The sequence below is a fragment of the Streptococcus sp. A12 genome (assembly GCF_905372335.1).
Taxonomy (GTDB): Bacteria; Bacillota; Bacilli; order Lactobacillales; family Streptococcaceae; genus Streptococcus.
Window position 1 is genome coordinate 1 of the sequence record NZ_CAJPOU010000028.1, and the last position, 22,369, is coordinate 22,369.

The following is a 22,369-nucleotide window of genomic DNA, read 5'->3' on the forward strand; positions in this document are numbered from 1 at the left end:
AGCAAACGTTTTGTTTACGAATTTCGGTCTCCTTATAAATATACAAGGGTAAACAGTTGTTTACCCTTGTATTTTTTATTTATCTCCTTTGTTCCGAATCACAAAGCCTGTTTTCTTCTCGCTTGAAGTATTACGAGGTTTTTTATGATCCTTGCGGTAACGCTTCTCTTTGTCAAAACGATCATTGGAACGGCCACCCTTTCGGTAGTCATCACGACGACCATTGCCACGGCGATCACGATCTCGACGGTCATCACCACGACGTCCACCGCGACCAGACTTGCCTTTTCCGCCAAATCCACCACCAGATGGTTTAAATGGTAATGGTTTCTCACGCGCAATTTCAACTTCTGGAAGACTATCTGGATCCTGAACCGTCAAGCTAAGGATGTACATGGCCAATTCTTCTGGGCTGAATTCTGCAGCCAATTTACGAGCATCCTTTGCAAATTTGTCGAAGTTTCCACGAATAGCTTCATCCGCAAAGTCACGTTCAATTTTCTTGAGTGCAACCTGTTTCTTAGCTTGGAAGGCTTCTTCTGCACTTGCAGGCTTGAGGCCTTTCATGCGTTTCTTAGTCAAGTTTTCAATGATTTGAAGGTAGCCCATCTCATTTGGTGCTACGAAAGTAATCGATTGACCTGACTTACCAGCACGACCTGTACGGCCGATACGGTGAACATAGCTTTCTGGATCTTGTGGAATATCATAGTTGTAGACATGGGTCACACCTGAGATATCTAAACCACGAGCTGCAACGTCAGTTGCTACGAGGACATCCAGATTGCCATTTTTGAAATCACGAAGGACACGAAGACGTTTGTTTTGGTCAAGGTCTCCATGAATCCCTTCTGCGCGGAAGCCACGGATCTTCAGACCGCGAGTCAACTCATCTACACGGCGTTTGGTACGACCAAATACGATCGCAAGTTCTGGTTTCTCCACGTCCATGAGACGAGTCATGGTGTCAAATTTTTCTTGTTCTTTAACTCGGATATAGTACTGGTCAACCAATTCTGTTGTCAACTCTTTCGCCGCAATCTTCACATGCTCAGGTTCTTTCATAAATTGAACCCCTATGCGTTTGATAGCTTCAGGCATGGTTGCTGAAAAGAGTAAGGTTTGACGATTCTCTGGGACACGAGAGATGATGGCTTCAATATCCTCAAGGAAGCCCATGTTGAGCATCTCATCTGCTTCGTCCAGGATGAGGGTTTCAATGTCTTGTAATTTCAAGGCCTTGCGTTTGATCAAGTCTAGGAGACGACCAGGCGTTCCAACTACGATATGAGCACCTGATTTAAGAGCCTTGATTTGTTTTTCGATACTTGAACCACCATAAACAGAACGGACTTTTACACCCTTGCTCCGACCAAAGCGGAAGAGCTCTTCCTGACTTTGTACAGCTAATTCACGAGTTGGCGTGATGACCAAAGCTTGAATGGTCTGATCTTCTGTACGAATTTTTTCAAGGGTTGGCAAGCCAAAGGCTGCAGTTTTCCCTGTACCTGTTTGAGCTTGACCGATAACATCTTTTCCTTCAAGAGCCAAAGGAATGGTTTGTTCTTGAATAGGACTTGCTTCTACAAATCCTGCTTTATCAACTTCTGCTAACAATTCAGCAGATAAGTTCAATTCATTAAATTTCATGTTTTTCTTCTTTCTAAAGATGGTGCGAAGCCATCCTATAGCGCTTAGTTTATACTTTTCTTGTCATGACGTACTTTCATAGCTTTTATGAAAGACCGTGTTGCTTCTTTTCCACTAAAGAAAAGTACTGCTTTCTTTGCAACTTATCTAGTATACCATAGACCAGGGTTAAAAGATAGTAAAACGAAACAGGTTGAAAAGTTTTTAGTGGGTAACCCCTTTCAAATGAACTCTTTCCAACTTTGATTCATTAGTATAACTCCTTATTTATTTCTTTTTTAAATTTGCAATAATAAAAAAGACTGAAAAGTTTCTTCTTTCATTTGAAGCACCTCACAAAAACAGCGTTACAATAGGCTTTCTAAAAATTTTTACTCACAAAAAATCCCCTTTTATTTTGGGATTATTTCCTTGATTTTTAAAATAAAAATATGTATAATGAATTTAGTATCTAGGATATTTCAGTATCATTAAAATGATTCATTCATTTAACTGATTCAACGATTCAATCCAATTATAAATTGTTTATAATCCACTCAGTACTTTTAAATCTACTCCTACTATTTCCAAGAAGATTTTGTACAGTCGATCACTTGTATCAAAACTGCCTCTTCTTCTTAGGGGAGGCAGAGTTAAAAATGAAGGTTTTTCTGAAATAGCCAAGATACGAAAGAGGTAAGGAATTTCTTCCCTACCTCTCTTTTTTTATCGTTTATGAGCAATCCAGCGCAATATTCGTGATAAAATCAACCACAAGACGAAGCTAGCGATCGAAATATAAATCCAGGCATTGGGATCGTTTGTAAATGGCAATGGAACGTTCATTCCAAAGAAACCAGTGACAACTGCTAAGACCGCCAAGAGGGCTTCTAAGATGGTCAAGGTTGTCAAATTATCATTCAGATTATTATTCAAAATATTATTGTAGGAGCTAGACAATTGCTGCAAGACCTGAGAGTTTAACTCTGTCATGGAGACCAACTGCCGGGCCTCGATCATGGCATCATCAAACTGTTCTTTTTCCACATCATCTAATTGGCGGTAGATCAGGTGGGCCTTGATATGTTCGAGCAACATGCGATTTTGCTTGGCCGCAGATACCAGATAGACCATACCCGTTTCCAAGTCAGAAAGAGCATAAAGGTTCTTACTGGTCGTGGTTTTTCGCAAGAGACGATTGATTTCGTCCTTATGTTTATCCAGACGCTCAATAATCGGATAATAAGCATTGCTGATCATCTCGAGGCCAGCAAATAAAAGTTTAAAGGTAGATAAGCTTTCATGAGCATCGACATAGCGCTCCATTTTTTCGATAACATAGGCATTATCCCGGTTACTGATGGTGACTAGTCGAGGCCCTTGAATAATAAAAGTCATCGGAATGGTTTCGTAATATTCCTTTTCCTTTTCCATATCCAATACATTATAGATAAAGGTCACAGTCCCATTTTCACGATTATAATCCATATGGGCACGTTCATTTTTATCCAGTGCATATTCAATGGTTTCTTGATCAATATCATACTTTTGATACAACTGGGAGGTTTCCGCAATCAAGTCAGAATCAATATTAATCCAACTCCGGCCATCTCCTAACTTTCTTTCAACGAACATTTCGTCTCCTCTTTACTTTATCTGCCAGTGCTCCTACCCAATCATCCGTAATCGCTATATGAGTCCTGTCCTCATTCACTAATCAACGCAATACAGCTGCTGCCAAGGCCTGCTGGATTTCGATGACACTATTGTCGCTCTTAAATTGAAGTGTTTCTGATGGTTCTACAGCCGATGAGACCCAGATTTTTAATTCAGCATCCAAATCAAAATGACCAGATGTTTCTACTGAAAAACGCGAAATAGAACGATAAGGAAGGGATTTATAAGATGTTTTCTTCCCTGTCATCCCTTGTTTGTCCACCAAAATGAGACGGTACTCCGTAAAGACAATCAAGTCACGAATCAAGCTAAAAGCCAGGGTTACCTGCTCACCTGGAACTAGGATATCCCCTAAATCTTTTTCAACCTTATCGACGTCTTTTTGAGAAGCATTGCCCATCAAACCTGCAAAAATACCCATGATTATTTCCTCCACAACTTGTGCATTTTCTATCTTTATAACTATACCATATTTTTTGCGAGTTAAAAAGTTGCAGGAAGTTTTTTTTAGATAGTATAATGTAAGAGTCACAAGAGGAGCATTTGCTGAGATTGGCTAGCTTGGATACCAGAGGTGTTCGTTACTGGCCTAAACTCTTACCACCTGATCAGGTTAGGACATGCGTAGGGATGTGTCTCAAAACAGAATGAAATAGAGAACTTCTATGACGTCGTTTTGGTGTGGCAACAAATGAGCCAATCAAAACGATTGGTATAGGAGGTTTTTTTATGTCGAAAACTACGGTTCGACCAATGATTGAGGTCGCTCTCTTAGCGACCATTGCTTATATTTTGGATTTGGTTACCCAACCCATGTCCTTAAGTCCTTGGATTTCTCTATCCTTTAAGATGGTTCCTATCTTTCTCCTTAGTTTCCGCTGGGGCATCAAGGCTGGTGCCATGGGCGGATTCATCTGGGGACTCTTGCAAGTCGTAACGGGAGAAGCAGCTGGTGGTTGGTTGACTCCAATTCAAGGTTTCTTAGAGTATTTTGTAGCCTTCAGTTTGATTGGACTGAGTGGAACTGTCAAACCTGCCCTTGACAAGGCTATCAGAGATAAAAAACGAGTTCAGACACTCACATATATTACTGCCGGAGTCGTCTTGGGTGGTTTTGCACGCTACCTCATTCACTACATTGCAGGGGTCATCTTCTGGGGAAGCTATGCACCAGCAGGCCAAAGTGCCTACCTCTACTCTCTAATTGTAAATAGCTCGTCCTTCTTAGGCGAGACTATTGCCAGTTTGATTGTCTTCTTTATACTACAAGAATTTTTGGGAAGACTCCTTATTACAGAACAATAAAAAGCCAGCTCGCTTGAGCTGGTTTTTTCGGTTTATATATTCTATTCCCAAAGTAAGCCTAAAGAGTGGCTAGCGTCCAACAATTAGGGACTTTAGTTCCGATTATTGGTACTGAGTTACATTTTTTCTTCCAACTCCACATCTGGATACTTGTCCGCAAACCAGCGGAGAGCAAAATCATTTTCAAATAGAAAGACAGGTTGGTCAAAGCGATCTTTAGCCAAGATATTCCGGCTTGAAGACATACGCTCATCCAAATCCTCTGGTTTAATCCAACGAACGGTCTTTTTACCCATTGGGCTCATAACGACTTCTGCATTGTACTCATTTTCCATGCGGTGCTTGAAGACTTCAAACTGCAATTGACCAACGGCACCTAACATGTATTCACCTGTTTGGTAGTTGGTATAAAGCTGAATAGCTCCTTCTTGTACCAATTGCTCAATCCCCTTGTGGAAGGATTTTTGTTTCATGACGTTCTTAGCAGATACCTTCATGAAGATTTCAGGGGTAAAGGTTGGCAGTGGTTCAAATTCAAATTTGTTTTTGCCAACTGTCAAAGTATCTCCCACCTGATAAGTACCAGTATCGTAAACCCCGATGATATCTCCCGCTACAGCATTGGTGACATTCTCACGACTTTCCGCCATAAACTGAGTAACATTTGATAGTTTAGCACTCTTACCAGTACGAGGTAGATTAACACTCATACCACGCTCGAATTCACCCGATACGATTCGAACAAAGGCGATACGGTCACGGTGACGAGGGTCCATATTGGCTTGGATTTTAAAGACAAAACCTGAGAAATCCTTATCATAAGGGTCGACAAGTTCACCGTCTGTTTTCTTGTGCCCATGAGGTTCTGGAGCAAACTTGAGGAAGGTTTCTAAGAAAGTCTGCACCCCAAAATTAGTCAAGGCCGAGCCAAAGAAGACTGGTGTCAAATCACCTGCAAGAATGGCTTCCTCTGAGAATTCATTTCCTGCTTCATTCAAAAGCTCAATATCTTCTTTCACTTGCTCATAGAACGGGTTGCTAGCAAAGAGTTTATCGCCATCTTCTAGGCTGGCAAAACGTTCATCCCCTTTGTAGAGTTCCAAACGTTGGTTATAGAGGTCGTAGAGCCCCTCAAAGGCTTTCCCCATCCCGATCGGCCAGTTCATTGGGTAACTTGCGATGCCCAAGACATCTTCCAATTCTTGCAAAAGGTCTAGTGGCTCACGACCGTCACGGTCCAGCTTGTTCATAAAGGTAAAGACTGGAATGCCACGGTGCTTCACAACCTCAAACAATTTCTTGGTTTGGGCCTCGATACCCTTGGCAGAGTCCACGACCATGACCGCAGCATCCACCGCCATCAAGGTACGATAGGTATCTTCTGAGAAGTCCTCGTGCCCTGGTGTGTCAAGGATATTCACGCGCTTGCCATCGTAGTCAAACTGCATGACAGATGAGGTTACTGAAATCCCACGTTGCTTCTCGATATCCATCCAGTCAGACTTGGCAAAGTTTCCTGTTTTCTTTCCTTTTACAGTACCAGCTTCCCGAATCTCTCCCCCAAAGTAGAGCAACTGCTCTGTAATCGTCGTTTTACCAGCATCCGGGTGGGAGATGATGGCAAAGGTACGGCGTTTTTTAATTTCTTCTTGTACGTTCATGTTCCTATTTCTTTCTCTTCTTATTTTCTGACAAGTTTACAAATTCATCTCTACATCGGATTTCTCCTCAATTTCTCTATCTGTCCTATTATAGCGAAAATAGGCACTTTTTTCAACGATGATTCCTCTTTGAAATCAAAAAGGAAGACTAAAATCATACGATTCTAGTCTTCTTCAATTAAATTGAATTACTTACTTTAACCCGCTCTCTTCTGCGACTGAAAAATACATTAAAGAGAAGCAAGGTTGCTACTAGGATGCTGGAAACTACGACATAATTCACCAGGAGGCTGTTCCCTTTGATAATCGGTGGCCGGGCCATAAGTCCGTAATTTCCTCCAGTGACTTGGTTGACTCCCACAAGGAATAAATCCAAGACGAAGGTATAAAGAACAATCTCTCGATTTTTTAAGAGACTCGAATCATAGCATCTCAAGAGATAAATCAAGGAATTAACCAAGAGACAGTAATGCCCTAAGAGAAAAGAAAAGCTCGTAATATGAGGGAAGGTATAGGGATCAAAGACCGGATAACCCAAGGCAAAGATCGCCCCACTGACTCCCATCAAGGCAAAGAACTGCTTGCTCTTCCATCGGTCTGGCAACAACAAGACAGCAAACATGGCCAAACGGCAATGGTACAAGGGTAAACTATTGGACCAGGGAAGTTGAAAAGCAAAATACCAGATATAGAGACAGATCAATTGAAATATTTGTAAGTTTCTAAAGATCTTCCGAAATTGTTCATTTTGATAGTAACGTAATGAAGCCCAAACTGCCATTAGGATTAAAAGAACCATGACCCCATACCAGAGGAGCGGTATAACAGGTGGTGCAGTGGATTCAGTTGTAAAAAAATGATGCATAGGATCTCCTTATTAAACGGATTCAGATGTTTTTTTCTTTTCTTACTGGACTTAACGATTGCATTGATCAGGATAAGGGTCCCTGTCATCAGGATGGTCACGATCAAATAGTTGAGCACAAGTCCATGATCACCAAGTACAGGAGGACGACGCATAAAGCCATAATTTCCACATGTTACAAGATTAGCGAGCTGAATAATAGCATTAACCCCAAAAGTCATCTGACAGATTTTCCAGGCATCCCTTGCTTCCACCTGGTAGGATTGGACCAGATAGATCAAGCAATTGGCCAAGAGGGCCCAGTGACCAAAGACATTGTTGATCGAGGATACGTGAGGAAAAGGATAGGGATAAAAGACGGGATGAACCAAAGCCATGATAGATACAAAGACACCAACAAGAGCAAAATATTGCTTGAATCTTCCCCTAGGAGCAAACAGAATAATCCACATGGCCATCCGGCTATGATAGAAGGGAAGACTCTCTGAAAATGGCAAACGTGCTGCAATATACCAAGCGTTGATAATCAGCAACTGGATCAATTGCCCCCAATACCAAAAGTTTTGATAGCATTTGGAAGAAGCAAATCGAATAGACAGAAGCCCCACCACTACCAATGATGTCGGCAACAAGAAATACCAAGCCCCCAATTGAGGAGGAGCCGTTGGTTGACTGGTGAAAAATAAATCCCAAAGAGTCATGTCTTCCTTCCCTCAGCTCATCTATTTTCTATTCCGAACGCGATACGACAGTCTCTTCAACCATCTTGTATTTGTACTTATAACGTTGGTTGACCAAGAAAATTCCAGCTACCATCACAAAGCTAACCAAGAGGTAGTTTAAGAGAGCACCGTGGTCCCCAATAATTGGTGGACGTCGTAAGAAGCCATAATCCCCTTTCGTCAAAAGGTTGACCACAAAAATCAAGGCATTCATGCCAAAAGTGATCTTGAAAATTCTCAAGCTGTCTTGTTTTTCAGATTGATAATGATCCTGTAGGTAAATCAAACTATTGGCAAGCAAGGCCCAGTGGCTAAAAATTAGATTCAACACTGTGATATGAGGGAATGGGAAGGGATCAAAGGCTGGATACACCAAGGCCGCTATCGATCCCAAAACTCCCAAGAGAGCAAAATATTGCTTGATATAGGTCCCTTTAGGGGCAAAGAGAATCACCAACATGGCCAAGCGGCAATGATAAAAAGGCAAATTATCCGTCAAAGGCATGTGGGCGAGAATATACCAAGCATTGATGGTCAGTACTTGGATCAACTGTGCCCAATACCAAAAGCGTTGGTAGCTTTTGGACTGCGCATATCTGATGGAAAAGTAACCAACCACCAACAAAGAGGCCGGCAGAATGAAATACCAGAGACCAAACCCAGGCGGGGCTGATTTTTGGTTTGTAAACAATAAATCCCAAAGTGTCATTTTCACATTCCTTTAATTTATAGATCGTTTTTAATCACAATACAAATCTCGTTTCCCATCATAGACCTCCCAAAGGAAGTTCAATTGTTCTTCTGTATTGCGCTTGGTAGAAAGAGCAGGTATTTTTTCTCTCTCAAAAAAGGCAAGGTCGGAAATTTCCTGGTTCTTTTCAAAATTTCCATCTAATAATTCACATTCAAATACCAATTTCACATATTGGCGACTTTGCAATTGGTAGCGATTGGTATCAAATACTGCCAACAATCTGATTACACACGCAGAATAGCCCGTTTCTTCTTGGATTTCCTTTAAAATGTTTTCCGTCGGAGAATAGCCAACCTCACCAAAGCCACCCGGCAAGGCCCAGGTTTCTTCTCCCTGACCTTTCACCAGACAAAGTTTTCCATCTTTGACAATCCATGCCCTAACATCAATCAAGGGAGTGTCGTAATGGTCTGTCGGTCTAAACAAATCCGATAATTCTTGTGGATTCAAATCAGTCGCTTCTCTGACAAGATCCTGTAAAATGGCACGAATATCCTGATAGCGCTCTTGATCAAATGGATCTTTTGAGAACGCTAAGCCTGTATTGGTGATTGAAATCAAGCGCTGAATGCTCTTTAGTACATTATTACTCGCCATTCTCCAACTCCTCTACCAATTTGGCTAGATTCATGGAATTGCTTCCCTTGATGAGGATTTGGTCCTGCTCTTTTAAGCTTTCCTTGACTTGTTTGACCAGGTCCTCAAATTGATCTTCCTCAGCGGTCTTTTTGAAATAATAGACATGTCCGAGTAGGAACATCTGGCTCGCTAATTGAGCCAAGCCCGCAATGTCTTGACCGTAGAAAATCACCGTATCCAAGACATCCGGTGACAGGCTGAGAATCATTTGGTTGTGCAGATCAATGGATTGCTCCCCAAGTTCTTTCATATCTGCCAAGACCGCTAGCTTGCGACCATTTGGATTGGCAGGAATGGTCGAAAAGGTTTCTAAAATCAGGCGCATGGCCGTCGGATTGGCATTGTAGACATCGGATAGGATATCCGCTCCGTTACTTGCCTTCTTCCATTCTGTGCGGTTCTTAGTCAGCTCTAAGCCTTTAAAGCTTGCACGGATGGCCTCTTCACTGATTCCTTCTTTCAAGGCAACATAGGCCGCAATCATGGCATTGGTCGCATTGTATTTACCTGTGACAGGTAAGTCAATAGCATCTGATAAGAAATTCGCTTCAAAAGTTAGGCTGTCCTTGCGTTCCTCCAACTTGGTAATGCTGATATCTGCTCCTTCACCAAAGCGCACAAGCTCTTGTTGGCTCGGTAAAAAATCCTCGACAATAGGATCGGCCGGCACTAGAAGCAAGCTACCAGCTGGCATCCCGTCCGCAATTTGCAATTTCCCTTTGGCAATTTCTTTGCGGTCTTTGAAAAACTCAAGATGAGCTTCCCCAATAAGGGTCACGATCGCTGCCTTAGGATGCGCAATTTCTGAGAGAAGATGGATATCTCCCAGATGGTCCTGCCCCATTTCAAGGACAAGCTTCTCTGTTCCTTCTGGCATATGGAGAACCGTGTAAGGAAGGCCAATCTCGTTATTGTAGTTCCCTTGTGTTTTATAGGTTTTGTAAGTAGTAGATAATAACTGAGCTAACATATCTTTGGTCGTTGTCTTACCGTTTGAACCGGTGACCGCCAAGACATCTACTTGACTCTTCTCCAACACATATTGGGCTAATTTTTGAAAGGCTGCTAGAACATCATCTACCAATAAATACGGATGTCCTTCTACTTCTTTTTCAGCCAAGGTCGCTACAGCCCCATTTTCAAAGGCCGTCTCGATGAAATCATGCCCATCACGCGCCCCCTTAAGAGGGACAAAAAGGTCTCCAGGCCCAATCAAACGGCTATCAAATTCAGGCTTGGAAAGGGCTACATCTTCAAATTGACTGATATCATTGCGAGCAGCCAGGACACCTGCTACTTCGTGCAAGGTTAGATTCATAGTATTCTCCTCTAAAAAGTGGGAGCAGGAAGAAAAGCGACTCCTCTATGAGTTGACTTCATCTCCCACTCCCGCTAGGAACAGATTCTTACAGTAAGTGTGCTTCGCGTTTTTCGAAAGTTGCTTTTGCCAACTCAACCAAACGCTCAATCAAATCAGGATAGGACAAGCCCATGTTGTCCCACAACAAGGGATACATAGACCATTGGGTAAAGCCAGGCATGGTATTGAGCTCATTCAAGTAGATGCCCCCATCCTCTGTGTAGAAGAAATCACAACGGGAGAGACCTTTCCCACCAATGGCACGGAAGGCCAATTCGGCATTCTGACACATGGTCGCAGCAACTTCTGCAGGAATTTCAGCCGGAATCGCCATCGTAATCTTATTATCGATGTATTTGGCTTCGTAGTCGTAGAAGGCTACATCTTTGACCACCTCACCAGGGAGGGTGCTTTTGACATCGTAGTTACCCAACAATCCCACTTCGATTTCGCGCGCTACGACACCTTGCTCAACCAGAACACGGCTATCGTATTTAAAGGCCAATTCCAAAAATTGACGAAGTTCTGCCTGGTTCTCTGCTTTTGAAATCCCGACACTAGAGCCCATATTCGAAGGCTTGGTAAAGACCGGATAGGTCAATTCTGTTTCGATTAAGGCAATCTTAGCTTCTAGGTCATCTCCTTCAAGGACTGCCACATAAGGAACTTGTGGAATCCCTGCAGATTCTAGGACCCGTTTCGTGGTAATCTTGTCCATCGCCACACTAGAAGAAAGGATATCACATCCCACATATGGAAGTTTCAAGACTTCTAGGAAACCTTGAACCGATCCATCTTCTCCCATTGGTCCGTGAAGGACTGGAAAGACAACCGCCCCTTCTTGGTAGATACTGCTCGGAGATACTTTAGCTTCCCAATCAATGGTCTCGTTGGTCATCAAGCGTTCTGTTTCAGCAGGCTTCTCTTCAAAGGTTTGGGTCTTGATGAAGTCTCCCGTCTGAGTAATGAAATAGGTCTCAACAGAATACTTGTCATAATTAATCGCCCGCATGACGCTTTCAGCTGAAAGTACAGACACTTCGCGCTCTGCGCTACGGCCACCATAAAGAAGTACAATTTTTTCTTTTGCCATTGTTTGGTCCTAATCCTTTTTTTAATTTTGTGCTTCCTGATTGACTTGTCAGAAGCACTCCTCACATACGAGTTCGTCCCTCTAGTATACCACACTTTAAAAAGAAAGAAAACGAGAGAGAACACCTAAAAAACAAAAAACCGGAGGGGTTCCTCCAGTTTCTGTAACCGCTTATAACTCGGTTCGATTTTCAATAGCTCGAAGAAGGGTCACTTCGTCCGCATATTCGATATCGGCTCCGACAGCTAATCCACGTGCTAGGCGAGTCACTTTGATGCCAGCTGGTTTGAGGACGCGAGAGATATACATAGAAGTTGCTTCCCCATCCGCGGTTGCATTGGTCGCCACAATCACTTCTTGGACCTCATGATCCATTAATCGTGTAATCAAGGACTTGAGGTTAATATCATCTGGTCCGACCCCATTCATAGGCGAAATCAAGCCATGAAGGACATGGTAGCGACCGTGGTACTCCTGAATATTCTCCATGGCCGACACATCTCGACTATCTTCTACCACTAAGATGGTCGATGGATCGCGAGTCTCGTCTCGACAAATGGCACACTCTTCTTCATCTGTTAGGTTCCCACAGATGGAACAATAGCTTAATTCCCGCTTTGCTGACAAGAGATTCTTGGCAAACTCATTGACATCGTCATCACTCATTCCGATGGTATAAAAGGCCAGACGAGTTGCTGTTTTGATCCCAATACCAGGGAGCTTCGAATAACTTTCAATTAATTTTGCGATAGGTGTTGGATAGAGCATAGCTTCCTTTCTAATTCATAGGATGTTTTTGCTGGTAGAGATTGATAATCTCTCTGGTAATACTGTGACTAACAGTCGCTTGGAGATTGGTATTGTGAGGGAAGACGACTGCCACCGCAATCTTAGGATTTTCAGATGGGGCATAGGCGATGACATTAGTATTTACAGCAGGGGTCCCACCATTTACAAATGTTTCTGCAGTCCCGGTCTTCGCACTGATTGGAACGGCAGCTCCTTCTCCGATAGTTTTACCAGTTGTTAAACCACTGGTTCCGTATACCACCTGATAAAAACCTTGTTTAATGATAGCTAGATTTTCGGGTGTCAGAGCCACTTGGTTGAGTTCTTTTGTTGCAATCTCTTCTTTCAGAGGACCCAAACCTCCCTTGGCATCATTCTCATAAATTCCTTGGACCAGGTGTGGTGCCACGCGTTTCCCATCATTGGCAATGGTTGCAACATATTGAGCCAACTGCATAGGGGTATAGTTATCAAACTGACCAAAGGCGTCTGTTAGGTAATTACCAATCGTGAACTCTTTAGGAACATAGCCCGTAGATTCATTCGGAAGGTCAATTCCCGTCTCTGTTCCCAGACCATAAGAGGCAAAGGTCGAACGCAATTTGTTCATAGCTGGATCCAATTGGTCTGTCTTCAAGCTCATGTTTGGCTGATAGGGTTGGCCCATCAAATCAAGGGCAATCTGCACCATATAGGTGTTGGAAGAATATTCCAACGCTTGGACCGCATTGATTTCTTGGCTTCCAAACTGGGTGAACCAAGAAGTGATAGGAGCTGAACCAGAAAAGGAGATTGGTTGATCCAATAGGACTTGATTCCCAGAAATCACCCCATTTTCCCATCCTGCTGTCAAAGTCGCTGCTTTCACAACCGATCCTGGAACAAAGACATTGGTCACTGTCCCTAAAGCGTCAGGGGTCAAATCTTGCGAACCAGCTTCATGTTTCATCCCTGCCATTGCAAGGATTTTACCCGTTTTTGGATCTAAGGCAACAGCATAGACACCTTCTGAGTAGGTGGCATTGCCAGCGGCCAATTCTGCCTGGAAGGACTTCTTCAAGATGTCTTCCACTCCTCTTTGGAAATCCAAATCAATGGAAAGCTTGATATTATTCCCTTTGCTTCCTTTGGAGAGGGTTTCGATCTTTTCGACATTGCCATTCTTGTCCAAATGGATTTCTTTTTCAACCCGTTCTCCTTGGAGGACAGACTCATATTGTTTTTCTAAATAAGAAGTTCCGACGCGATCATTTAAGGCATAGCCTTTTTCCAAATAATCATCCACTTCTTCAGCTGGAAGACCGGCTTGCTCTGTCGACACACTACCGACAATAGAAGCCAAGGGGCCATCAACCACTTTTCGATCCCAACTCGTGATCACTTCAAATCCTGGAAATTCTTTTAAATGATCTTTGACCGTCGTTACCTGCTCTTCGGACATCGGATCGGTCACAATCGTAGCACTGGCAAAGTTTTCAACGGCATTCATTTGGCTAAAGAGATAGATGGCATTCTTTTCTTCTTCTGTATAGCCTAATTTTTCAGTCTCAATACTATCAACAGCATGCTGATAGATAGTTGCTTCTGGAAGTGGGTTGCCGTCCGTGTCGATACGCTCCTCCTTGGGTAACTTATCCACTACTTCTTTATAGACTTCCGAATTTGCGAGATAATAGTCGATCTCTTGACGCTTGCTGACTTGGGGATTTGATACGCTTACGTAATTCAGAAGAAGCTGTGCTGTCTGACGCATCTCTTCTGCGGTAAACTTATTGCTTCGGGTAAAAGACAAGACCTTCTTGTCAACATTTTCTACCAGAGGGTGACCAGAAGCATCATAAATCTGTCCCCGGAGACTCCCTCTTGTTAAGTGTTTTATGGTAGCTTTTGCCAATTTTTGTGTATAAAAGCCTTGATGAGTAATCTGCATATACCCTAGTCGAGCAATTAAAATCAAAAAGAGGGTACAGACTATACTGAATAACAAATAAAGTCGTCTAGTAATCCACCGATTATCAAATTTTCTCACCTTAGCATTCGCTTTTTTTGAACGTTTAGATTTTTGCGCCATACCTCTCCTTTCACTGTGATTCTCAGCCCCAGTCCCTAACAATCCATGGAAAAATAGGATAACTTTAAAGGAAATCTGAGGAATATTTCTATTTTAAACTCAACTTCCATTATAGCACATTTCATCCAGACACGAGTCGCTAGACCAGATAAAATAATCGTCATTCTGAACTCCTCGGTAAGCATTCTTTTATGCATATGCGGGAGGCATAGCTCTTGACTGCAAAATAGCTCTTTCCTTAAATCACAGGAGACAAGTGATAGGAGATTTTTTGGTATAATAGAAACATCGAAAAAGTTAGTAAAGGAAACGATATGAAACTGATCTCATGGAATATTGACTCACTGAATGCCGCCTTGACGAGTGACTCTGCACGCGCAAAGCTCTCACAAGACGTCCTCCTAACCTTGGTTGCAGAAGATGCGGATATCATTGCCATTCAGGAAACAAAATTATCTGCCAAAGGACCAACAAAAAAACACTTAGAGGTCTTAGCAGAACTTTTCCCTGGATATGAAAATACTTGGCGGTCCTCTATAGAACCAGCCCGCAAAGGATATGCAGGAACCATGTTCCTCTATAAAAAAGAATTGACACCAAGGGTAACCTTCCCAGAAATCGGTGCTCCTTCTACCATGGACGTCGAAGGTCGAATTATTACCCTAGAATTTGATGACTTCTTTGTGACCCAGGTCTATACTCCGAATGCTGGAGATGGGCTCAAACGCTTGGAAGAACGCCAAATTTGGGATGCCAAATATGCAGACTACTTGGCAGAACTAGACCAGCAAAAGCCTGTTCTGGCAACAGGAGACTACAACGTAGCCCACAAGGAAATCGACTTGGCCAATCCAGCCAGCAACCGTCGTTCCCCAGGCTTTACCGATGAAGAGCGTGCTGGCTTTACTAACTTGCTAGCCAAAGGGTTCACTGATACCTTCCGCCACTTGCATGGGGACCTTCCAGATCAATATACTTGGTGGGCACAACGTAGCAAGACATCTAAAATCAACAACACGGGCTGGAGAATTGACTACTGGCTCACTTCTAACCGCATTGCGAACAAGGTAACTAGATCAGCTATGATTGACTCTGGTGCCCGTCAAGACCATACACCAATTGTCATGGAGATTGATCTATAAGGAGAAAACAATGGACTATCAAGCTGTCATCCCTGAATTTGTCGTATCGAATATCGAGAACTCGCGTCACTTCTACTGCGACTTATTGGGATTCTCTGTCCAATACGAGCGACCAGAGGAGAAATTTCTCTTCCTCTCGCTTGAAGACTGCCAACTTATGCTAGAAGAAGGCAACGCAGAAGAATTATCCCAACTGACCTATCCTTTCGGTCGCGGCATCAATATCTCCTTTGGTATCAAGGATGTCCCACAACTCCACCAAAAACTGTTGGAAGCTAACTACCCCATCCATCGTCCGCTGATACAAAGAAAATTTCGAGTCGGAGATAGCTTTATCTATCCCCAGGAATTTGCGATTTTGGATCCAGATGGTTATTTCTTAAGATTTAGCGAATAAGAAAAAGGAGGCTCTTGGCCTCTTTTTCGCTAGCTAATTATCCATTGACAGGCTTGCAAATCCACGGTCAAAAACAGTTGCCAAAGCCTATGAAATCAACATGTCAAAGAACTTTGATAGCCATTTTTTGTATAATTAGGTAGAATGAAATCAGAAAGCGAGGAAATCTTATGCAAGTCGGAAAACAAATCCAGCACTATCGTAAAGAGAAAAACTTATCTCAAGACGAATTAGCTGAAATCATCTTTGTCAGCCGTCAATCGATTTCCAACTGGGAACGAGGCGCAACCTACCCGGATATTCAAAACCTGCTTTTACTAAGCAAGGTCTTTGAAGTGTCATTGGACAAACTAGTCAAAGGAGATTTGGAAACCATGAAACAAATTATTCACGACCAAGAATTTATGCGCTATCAAAAAGATGGAGTAGTTTTTACCATTTTACTAATTGGCAGTCCTATCATCAGCACTCCCTTCATTCTTTATTTGGATGGATACGGCATCGTGATTAGTTGCTTGATTCTTGCTGTCGCTTTATTCTACGCCCTACGCATTGAGAAATTCAAGAAAAAGCATAATCTTCGTACTTATCGCCAGATTGTCGCCTATGAACAAGGACGCAGTCTAAGCGACATTGAAGAAGCGGAAGAAAGGGGCAAAGCTCCCTACCAAAGTATCCTCCTTCCTCTTCTATTTTGCCTTGGAATTGGCGCTATTACTCTACTGATTTCTTGGCTCTTACTTACTTTCTTCCCTATCAAATAAAAGCGAAGTCATTAGACCTCGCTTTTTAAATGTCTTTAAAGTTATAGAGTTGCGGATAGTGATCGCACTCGGGATTTTTAGGATGGCAGATAGCCCGTCCAAAATAGATCATGGCCTGATGAGCTGGGAGCCAGCGCTCAGGGGGAAGAACATCCATGACTCGTTTTTCCACTTCTAATGGTGTTGCTGACTTCTTGACAATGTCATGATGCTTGCAGATGCGCTCCACATGGGTATCAACGGCAAAGGCAGGAATGCCAAATCCTACACTCATGACCACATTGGCTGTCTTGCGTCCCACTCCAGCTAGACTCTCTAATTCTTCACGCGTCTGTGGGACTTGGCCATCAAAGTTATCCAACAATTGTTGGGCACATTTTTTGAGAAATTTAGCCTTATTGCGATAGAGGCCTAATTTGGAAATATGCTTGGCAATGTCGGCTTCACTGGCGACCGCCATGTCCTGAGGGGTTGGGAAGGCTTCAAACAAGGCAGGAGTTGCCTTATTAACCGCGGCATCCGTTGTTTGAGCAGAGAGCATCACCGCTACTAATAATTCAAAATGGTTGCGAAAATCCAAACTTGGCTTGGCATCTGGAAAGAGGGCGATAATTTCTTCAATCACATGTCGTGCCCGTTTTTTTGATAAAACCATAACGTCTCCTTTGTATTACTAGACTTTATTATAGCATGAAGTCCGTCTATTTCTGAAGGAATCGGCTTCAGAAAAGGAAGTAGGACAGAATGAAATTTAAATGATATTCATTCTGTCCCACTTCCTATTTATATTAGAGGCGCCTTAACTCTATTGTTTGTTTTACACCAATCTCTTCAAGAAAGTAATCAAGGTTTGAGCTGAGCGCTCGCCAGCCTCTACGATAAATTCATCAAAAGAGACATTAGCTGCGTGGTCTGCCGTGTCACTCATAGCCCGAATGACCATGAAAGGACGGCCAGCTGCATGAGCCGCTTGGGCAATGGCTGCTCCTTCCATCTCAACTGCCAAGACTTCTGGGAAATGCTCCCGAATCGCAGTAACTTTTTCTTCGCTCGCAATAAAGCTATCCCCAGTCGCAATCAGGCCAACATGAGTTGGTGTTTGTTCCTCAGCTAGAACTTTTTTCATCTCTGAAACAAAATAGCGGCTGGATTCAAAGTAAAGAGGTTGCCCTGCCATTTGACCATACTTATAGCCAAAGGCTGCCACATCCACATCATGATAAGCCAATTTGTCTGCTAGGACGATATCTCCAACAGCCATCCCTGGTGCTACGGCACCTGCAGAGCCCGTGTTGATAATGGCTTCCACCTTAAAATCGTTGGCCAAGACTGCCACACTCATGGCTGACATGACCTTGCCGATACCACTTTCCACCAAGACCACTTCATGGCGGCCAATCGATCCTGTATAGTAGACTTTTCCTAGGCGAAGGTGTTTCTCTCCGTTCTGCAAAGCTTCCACTAAGATTTTTAACTCTTGTGGCATGGCCGCAATGATTCCAATTTTCATAATCGTCACTCCTTTGGTAGACGCTCCTTATAAGCGCCAGATTGCAAGAATTAACAAGATGAGGAGCAGGATGACCCAAAATAAAATCTTATTTAATTTTGATTGAAAAACCTCATCCTTTTGGTTTTCAATCCGACGGCTCTTGGTCACTGTAGGTTGGACTCTGATTGGAATGGTCTCCTGAGGATAGGAGGCTCCTCGTCCACCATCTCCTTCCCTTGAGGTCACCGGCCGTTCATAACCAAAGCCTCTGTTCCCTGTCGGGAGAATTTTTGTTTCTTCCTCATCAAAGAGCGGGGGACCAGAGATTGCTTCTCCCCGGTTTGCCCGCTCAATCATTTCATCTGTTAATAAAGGTTTGCCCATCGGTTTCTCCTCTATTCTTTAATTGTTTTGTAGGTGTTTCCAGTATTGAATTGCCATAATAGTTTTTGCATCGCAGATATCACCCGTTTGTATCAGCTCCTCAGCTTCTGCTAAAGTCACCTCAAAGAGCTCCAGGGTCTCATCTGCATCTTGAGGGCGAGGATTCTCCACTTTTTTCAAATTGGTCGCAAGATAGAGTTTGATCCGCTCGTTACAAAATCCAATGGCAGAATAAAAATCATACAACAACTCTAGATCCGCTTTGTAACCAATTTCTTCTTCCAATTCACGCAGAGCAGCTGCTTGGGGATCCGCATTTTCACCCTTTTCCAACTTGCCTGCTGGGATCTCTACAGAAGTCCTCTCGATCGCCTTGCGGTACTGCTTGACCAAGATGGTCTTGCCCTCATCTGTGATCGGTAAAACCGCTACTGCTCCATTATGAAAAATCAAATCACGCTGCGCTTGACCTTTTCCATCGGGTAGTTCCACTTGATCTGTAACTACTTGGAAAATCGGTCCTTGGTAAATCTCCTTGCGTTCAATGGTTTTTTCTTCAAATTGCATGAAAATCTCCTATTTATTTTTAGGATGGTGAGGAAGGCGAGTCGCGTACTCATCCTTATTGACTTGACGGCCACGACCAATCGCAATCGCATCAGCTGGTACATCCTTGGTAATGGTTGAGCCAGCACCGACTAAGGAATTGTCGCCTAATTCAATTGGTGCAATGATGGTCGAATTTGAGCCAACAAAGACATTGTTGCCAATAAGGGTCTTGTATTTATTCTTTCCATCATAGTTGACGGTGATAGTCCCCGCACCAAAGTTAACGTTGCTGCCGACTTGGCAGTTACCAATATAGGTCAAATGACCGGCTTTGGTATTTTCGCCAATAGACGAACCTTTGACTTCGACAAAGTTTCCGATATGGACATCTTTTGCAAGGCTAGATCCTGGACGAATATGGGCGTATGGCCCTACTGTCACACCATCGGCTACGGTGCTTTCTTCAATCATAGAGTTGGTAATAACAGCACCTGCACCAACCTCACTGTCCACGATATAGGTTCCATTGGTTAAGACTGTCTCAGCCCCAATTTTTGTGTGCCCTTTTAGGGTAACATTGGCTTCGATTTGTACCTCAGGAGCGATTTCGACATCGATATCGATATAGGTCGCATCAGGGTTAACAAAGCTCACTCCATTAACCATGTGGGCTTGGTTAATGCGACGACGCATGATGCCTTCTGCTGTCGCAAGGGCCACGCGGTCGTTAACCCCAAGACTTTCATCAAAATCTTTGAGCGTATAGGCTCCAACTTTCTCTCCTGCTTCTCGGAAAATCCCAATCACATCTGTGATATAGTATTCACCTTGGGCATTGTTGGTGTTGATATTCTTTAAGGCTTCAAAGAGGCGGGTATTGTCAAAAACATAAGTCCCTGTATTGATTTCTTTGATTTGCTTTTCAAAATCTGTCGCATCTTTTTGCTCGACGATGCGAAGCACTTCCGCATTGTCATTACGGATAATCCGGCCATAACCAAATGGATTCGCTGCTTCGGCTGTTAAAATCGTTGCCACATTTTTGTGGTTGATATGAAAATCGATCAAGTGTTTGAGGCTGTCACCCGTAATCAAAGGAGTGTCTCCTGCAATGACAAGGGTGTGGCCTTCAAGAGCTTCCAAGACTGGCTCCGCCATCATAACCGCATGACCAGTTCCTAACTGCTCCGTTTGCTTAACAAAGTCTGTTTGTCCAGCTAATACTTGCTCCACCAATTCCGCCTTGTGGCCCACAACCGTTACCGTCTTTTCAGGTGAGATGGCTCCAACACTACGGAAAACATGTTCCAACATAGAGATCCCTGCAACCTTATGAAGAACCTTAGGCAAATCTGACTTCATGCGAGTTCCCTTACCCGCTGCTAAAATAATGGCATAATTTGGCATATACATTCTCTTTTCTGTACAATATCGCTTACATTATACCATTTTTTGGCCGATTTGAAAAATTGACGTAGATCAAAAAACTCTCCTATAAGGAGAGTCAGATTATGATCATATCTTCGTTGAGACTTTCCTTAGGTGAGTACGGACATCAGCGAACTTCTTCGAAGTTCCATGATTTAGTTTTGAACCTAAAGTTTCAAAACTCCCGAGCGCTTGAAACTTTAGGTTTCAAGCGCTTTTCTCACAGCGGAAAGTCTCAAAAAATCTTTTAATAGTTCTAAGAACTGGGCAGTATTTTTAGCTTGTCACAATTACTAGGCCTATTTTGTATAAAAACAGTTATTCTTTTTTCTGATTTTCTAAATGGAGAGCGTATCTATAATGGATAAACCTTGCGAAATTCTTCTAAAACCACCTTGCTGTCAGGTGTAAAAATCAAACCTGCTTCTCCTAGGCAGTCTTTGAAAAAGTCTTCATGAACCTGACGCCAATAAGCTAAGGATTTGTCTCCTTCGCCTTCCTTGTAGGCATGGTCGGCTGACACTTGATGAAAAGGTTGAACAGAAACTTTTGTAACTTCGACAATGCAGACGGCCTGGTTTTGACTGTCTAAAATGACATCGAAAGTCCCTTCTTATGGAAGGGGTTCGTCCTCTACTGCGTAAAGATCGTAAGCTGAGGCAGTTGCTGTTTTTTCGCCTGTAAACACCAGATCCGCTAAAAGGTCTGGGTCCACTCCAAAGGCCCAGGCGTCTATCTCATCTCCGATAGAGGGGTTGATTTGCTTGTAGGCATTCCACATTTCTTGCGGTGTCATTTGTTCTCCTTCTTTTCTTTCACCTTCCAATTTCTATAGCTTGTCATGTCCAATTCTGGGAATCCTCGTAACTCTGTCTTTACCTTCAATACTAAGGGCGAGGCATTTTCCTCGGTCATCTGCTCAAGAGGAAGCCAAATTGCCTTTGTTGAATCATTGCTTCCATCAAGAACCTCCTGAGGAAGGGATTGTTGAGAGCGTTCGAAATCAAGTACCACGTCATAAAAGGCCATGATATGGTGTACTGCAAAATCTTTGCCCTCTTCTTGAACCAGCACGTCATACATCCTAGGATTAGCGTATCTGCTAATCGTATAGCCTGTCTCTTCCAGAACTTCTCTCTTGAGGGTTTCAGTCAACCCTTCACCTGCTTCCTGACTACCACCCGGTAGATCAAAACGATGTTGATAAGGTCCTCTCGTTTTTTCAATGCAAAGCAATTTCTCATTTTCAATGCAAATGCCATAGACGCCAAAGTGATGTTTGACTTCCATCAAATCCTCCTACTTCAAACTCCAACCACCATCAATCGTGAGGATCTGTCCTTGCATAGCTGTCGCCTTTCCGCTGGCCAAAAAGAGGCTGACTTCTGCCACTTCCTCTGGCTCAATCCAGCGCTTGATGGGCGTCTCACTGGCTACCCAGTCCGCTAAGCCACCTGGTTCAAAGTCCGCTGCGGTCATACCTGTTTTGACAGCCCCCGGTGCAATGCCAAAGACTTGAATCCCAGCTTCTGCATAATCCAGGGCCAACTGCTTGGTAAATCCCGCTAGGGCATGCTTAGAGGAGGTATAAGAGTGACCGCCACCTCCTGCTAGGCTAGAAGCAATGGAGCACATATTGATGATGATC

Annotated in this window: 23 protein-coding genes, 1 pseudogene and 1 riboswitch; of the genes and pseudogenes, 4 read left to right on the forward strand and 20 right to left on the reverse strand. The window is 43.2% G+C overall.

The window, feature by feature from the left end:
- Nucleotides 1-75: 75 nt before the first annotated feature.
- The 3 genes from QZ158_RS05220 to QZ158_RS05230 form a co-directional block, all read right to left on the reverse strand.
- A complete protein-coding gene (locus QZ158_RS05220; RefSeq protein WP_293883079.1) occupies nt 76-1,650 on the reverse strand; it encodes a DEAD/DEAH box helicase in 1,575 nt (524 codons plus the stop codon).
- Between the two features lie 705 nt (nt 1,651-2,355).
- A complete protein-coding gene (locus QZ158_RS05225) occupies nt 2,356-3,264 on the reverse strand; it encodes a magnesium transporter CorA family protein (protein WP_154858580.1) in 909 nt (302 codons plus the stop codon).
- Between the two features lie 82 nt (nt 3,265-3,346).
- Nucleotides 3,347-3,727, reverse strand: a complete 381-nt coding sequence (locus tag QZ158_RS05230) for a PH domain-containing protein (RefSeq protein ID WP_006596927.1) — start codon at nt 3,725-3,727, stop codon at nt 3,347-3,349.
- A gap of 102 nt (nt 3,728-3,829) precedes the next feature.
- Nucleotides 3,830-3,954: riboswitch (TPP riboswitch) on the forward strand.
- 81 nt (nt 3,955-4,035) lie between these two features.
- Between QZ158_RS05230 and thiT the strand changes: the two genes are divergently transcribed.
- The gene (gene thiT, locus QZ158_RS05235; protein WP_293883086.1) at nt 4,036-4,611 is read left to right on the forward strand and encodes an energy-coupled thiamine transporter ThiT; all 576 of its coding nucleotides are present in this window, start codon (nt 4,036-4,038) and stop codon (nt 4,609-4,611) included.
- Between the two features lie 116 nt (nt 4,612-4,727).
- Here the strand turns inward: thiT and QZ158_RS05240 are convergent, their stop codons facing one another.
- The 9 genes from QZ158_RS05240 to pbp2b all read right to left on the reverse strand — a co-directional run bounded on the left by QZ158_RS05240 (nt 4,728) and on the right by pbp2b (nt 14,565).
- Complete coding sequence (locus QZ158_RS05240; protein WP_293883089.1) at nt 4,728-6,272, reverse strand: peptide chain release factor 3; 1,545 nt, start codon at nt 6,270-6,272, stop codon at nt 4,728-4,730.
- Between the two features lie 178 nt (nt 6,273-6,450).
- Nucleotides 6,451-7,137, reverse strand: a complete 687-nt coding sequence (locus tag QZ158_RS05245; protein WP_293883092.1) for a TIGR02206 family membrane protein — start codon at nt 7,135-7,137, stop codon at nt 6,451-6,453.
- Entirely contained in the window at nt 7,059-7,838 is a 780-nt protein-coding gene (locus QZ158_RS05250; RefSeq protein WP_293883095.1) for a YwaF family protein, read from the reverse strand. The genes QZ158_RS05245 and QZ158_RS05250 overlap by 79 nt, the downstream gene beginning before the upstream one ends.
- Nucleotides 7,839-7,866: 28 nt before the next feature.
- Nucleotides 7,867-8,568 carry a YwaF family protein gene (locus QZ158_RS05255; protein ID WP_293883098.1) on the reverse strand — a complete coding sequence of 234 codons (702 nt, stop codon included), beginning with the start codon at nt 8,566-8,568 and terminating at the stop codon, nt 7,867-7,869.
- A gap of 30 nt (nt 8,569-8,598) precedes the next feature.
- On the reverse strand, nt 8,599-9,210 hold the full coding sequence (locus QZ158_RS05260) for an NUDIX hydrolase (protein WP_293883101.1): 612 nt from the start codon (nt 9,208-9,210) through the stop codon (nt 8,599-8,601).
- The gene (gene murF / locus QZ158_RS05265) at nt 9,200-10,570 is read right to left on the reverse strand and encodes a UDP-N-acetylmuramoyl-tripeptide--D-alanyl-D-alanine ligase (RefSeq protein ID WP_293883103.1); all 1,371 of its coding nucleotides are present in this window, start codon (nt 10,568-10,570) and stop codon (nt 9,200-9,202) included. Before murF ends, QZ158_RS05260 begins: the two co-directional genes overlap by 11 nt.
- Nucleotides 10,571-10,658: 88 nt before the next feature.
- Complete coding sequence (locus QZ158_RS05270; protein ID WP_293883106.1) at nt 10,659-11,705, reverse strand: D-alanine--D-alanine ligase; 1,047 nt, start codon at nt 11,703-11,705, stop codon at nt 10,659-10,661.
- Nucleotides 11,706-11,876: 171 nt separating this feature from the next.
- Entirely contained in the window at nt 11,877-12,473 is a 597-nt protein-coding gene (gene recR / locus QZ158_RS05275) for a recombination mediator RecR (protein WP_006596694.1), read from the reverse strand.
- A gap of 10 nt (nt 12,474-12,483) precedes the next feature.
- Entirely contained in the window at nt 12,484-14,565 is a 2,082-nt protein-coding gene (pbp2b, locus tag QZ158_RS05280; protein WP_293883109.1) for a penicillin-binding protein PBP2B, read from the reverse strand.
- A gap of 314 nt (nt 14,566-14,879) precedes the next feature.
- On the opposite strand from pbp2b, the gene QZ158_RS05285 reads away from it, so the two are divergent.
- The 3 genes from QZ158_RS05285 to QZ158_RS05295 all read left to right on the forward strand — a co-directional run bounded on the left by QZ158_RS05285 (nt 14,880) and on the right by QZ158_RS05295 (nt 16,868).
- A complete protein-coding gene (locus tag QZ158_RS05285; protein WP_238656090.1) occupies nt 14,880-15,707 on the forward strand; it encodes an exodeoxyribonuclease III in 828 nt (275 codons plus the stop codon).
- Nucleotides 15,708-15,717: 10 nt separating this feature from the next.
- Nucleotides 15,718-16,104, forward strand: coding sequence for a VOC family protein (locus tag QZ158_RS05290; RefSeq protein WP_238656088.1), 387 nt, complete (start codon nt 15,718-15,720; stop codon nt 16,102-16,104).
- A 170-nt stretch (nt 16,105-16,274) separates the two neighbouring features.
- Nucleotides 16,275-16,868 (forward strand): helix-turn-helix transcriptional regulator, encoded by a 594-nt coding sequence (locus QZ158_RS05295; RefSeq protein ID WP_293883116.1) that lies wholly within the window; start codon nt 16,275-16,277, stop codon nt 16,866-16,868.
- Nucleotides 16,869-16,893: 25 nt separating this feature from the next.
- Here the strand turns inward: QZ158_RS05295 and nth are convergent, their stop codons facing one another.
- The 8 genes and pseudogenes from nth to QZ158_RS05335 all read right to left on the reverse strand — a co-directional run.
- Nucleotides 16,894-17,523 carry an endonuclease III gene (gene nth / locus QZ158_RS05300; RefSeq protein ID WP_287514377.1) on the reverse strand — a complete coding sequence of 210 codons (630 nt, stop codon included), beginning with the start codon at nt 17,521-17,523 and terminating at the stop codon, nt 16,894-16,896.
- Between the two features lie 162 nt (nt 17,524-17,685).
- Nucleotides 17,686-18,378 (reverse strand): 5'-methylthioadenosine/adenosylhomocysteine nucleosidase, encoded by a 693-nt coding sequence (locus tag QZ158_RS05305; RefSeq protein ID WP_293883123.1) that lies wholly within the window; start codon nt 18,376-18,378, stop codon nt 17,686-17,688.
- 27 nt (nt 18,379-18,405) lie between these two features.
- Complete coding sequence (macP, locus tag QZ158_RS05310; protein ID WP_048715540.1) at nt 18,406-18,744, reverse strand: cell wall synthase accessory phosphoprotein MacP; 339 nt, start codon at nt 18,742-18,744, stop codon at nt 18,406-18,408.
- Nucleotides 18,745-18,762: 18 nt separating this feature from the next.
- A complete protein-coding gene (locus tag QZ158_RS05315; RefSeq protein WP_293883127.1) occupies nt 18,763-19,311 on the reverse strand; it encodes an NUDIX hydrolase in 549 nt (182 codons plus the stop codon).
- 9 nt (nt 19,312-19,320) lie between these two features.
- On the reverse strand, nt 19,321-20,700 hold the full coding sequence (glmU, locus tag QZ158_RS05320; RefSeq protein ID WP_293883130.1) for a bifunctional UDP-N-acetylglucosamine diphosphorylase/glucosamine-1-phosphate N-acetyltransferase GlmU: 1,380 nt from the start codon (nt 20,698-20,700) through the stop codon (nt 19,321-19,323).
- Nucleotides 20,701-21,076: 376 nt separating this feature from the next.
- Nucleotides 21,077-21,517: pseudogene (locus tag QZ158_RS05325) on the reverse strand (ASCH domain-containing protein).
- Nucleotides 21,514-22,011 (reverse strand): NUDIX hydrolase, encoded by a 498-nt coding sequence (locus QZ158_RS05330; protein ID WP_293883132.1) that lies wholly within the window; start codon nt 22,009-22,011, stop codon nt 21,514-21,516. Before QZ158_RS05330 ends, QZ158_RS05325 begins: the two are co-directional and overlap by 4 nt.
- Nucleotides 22,012-22,020: 9 nt before the next feature.
- A partial coding sequence (locus QZ158_RS05335) for an SDR family oxidoreductase (protein ID WP_293883135.1) occupies nt 22,021-22,369 on the reverse strand: 349 nt, incomplete at its 5' end.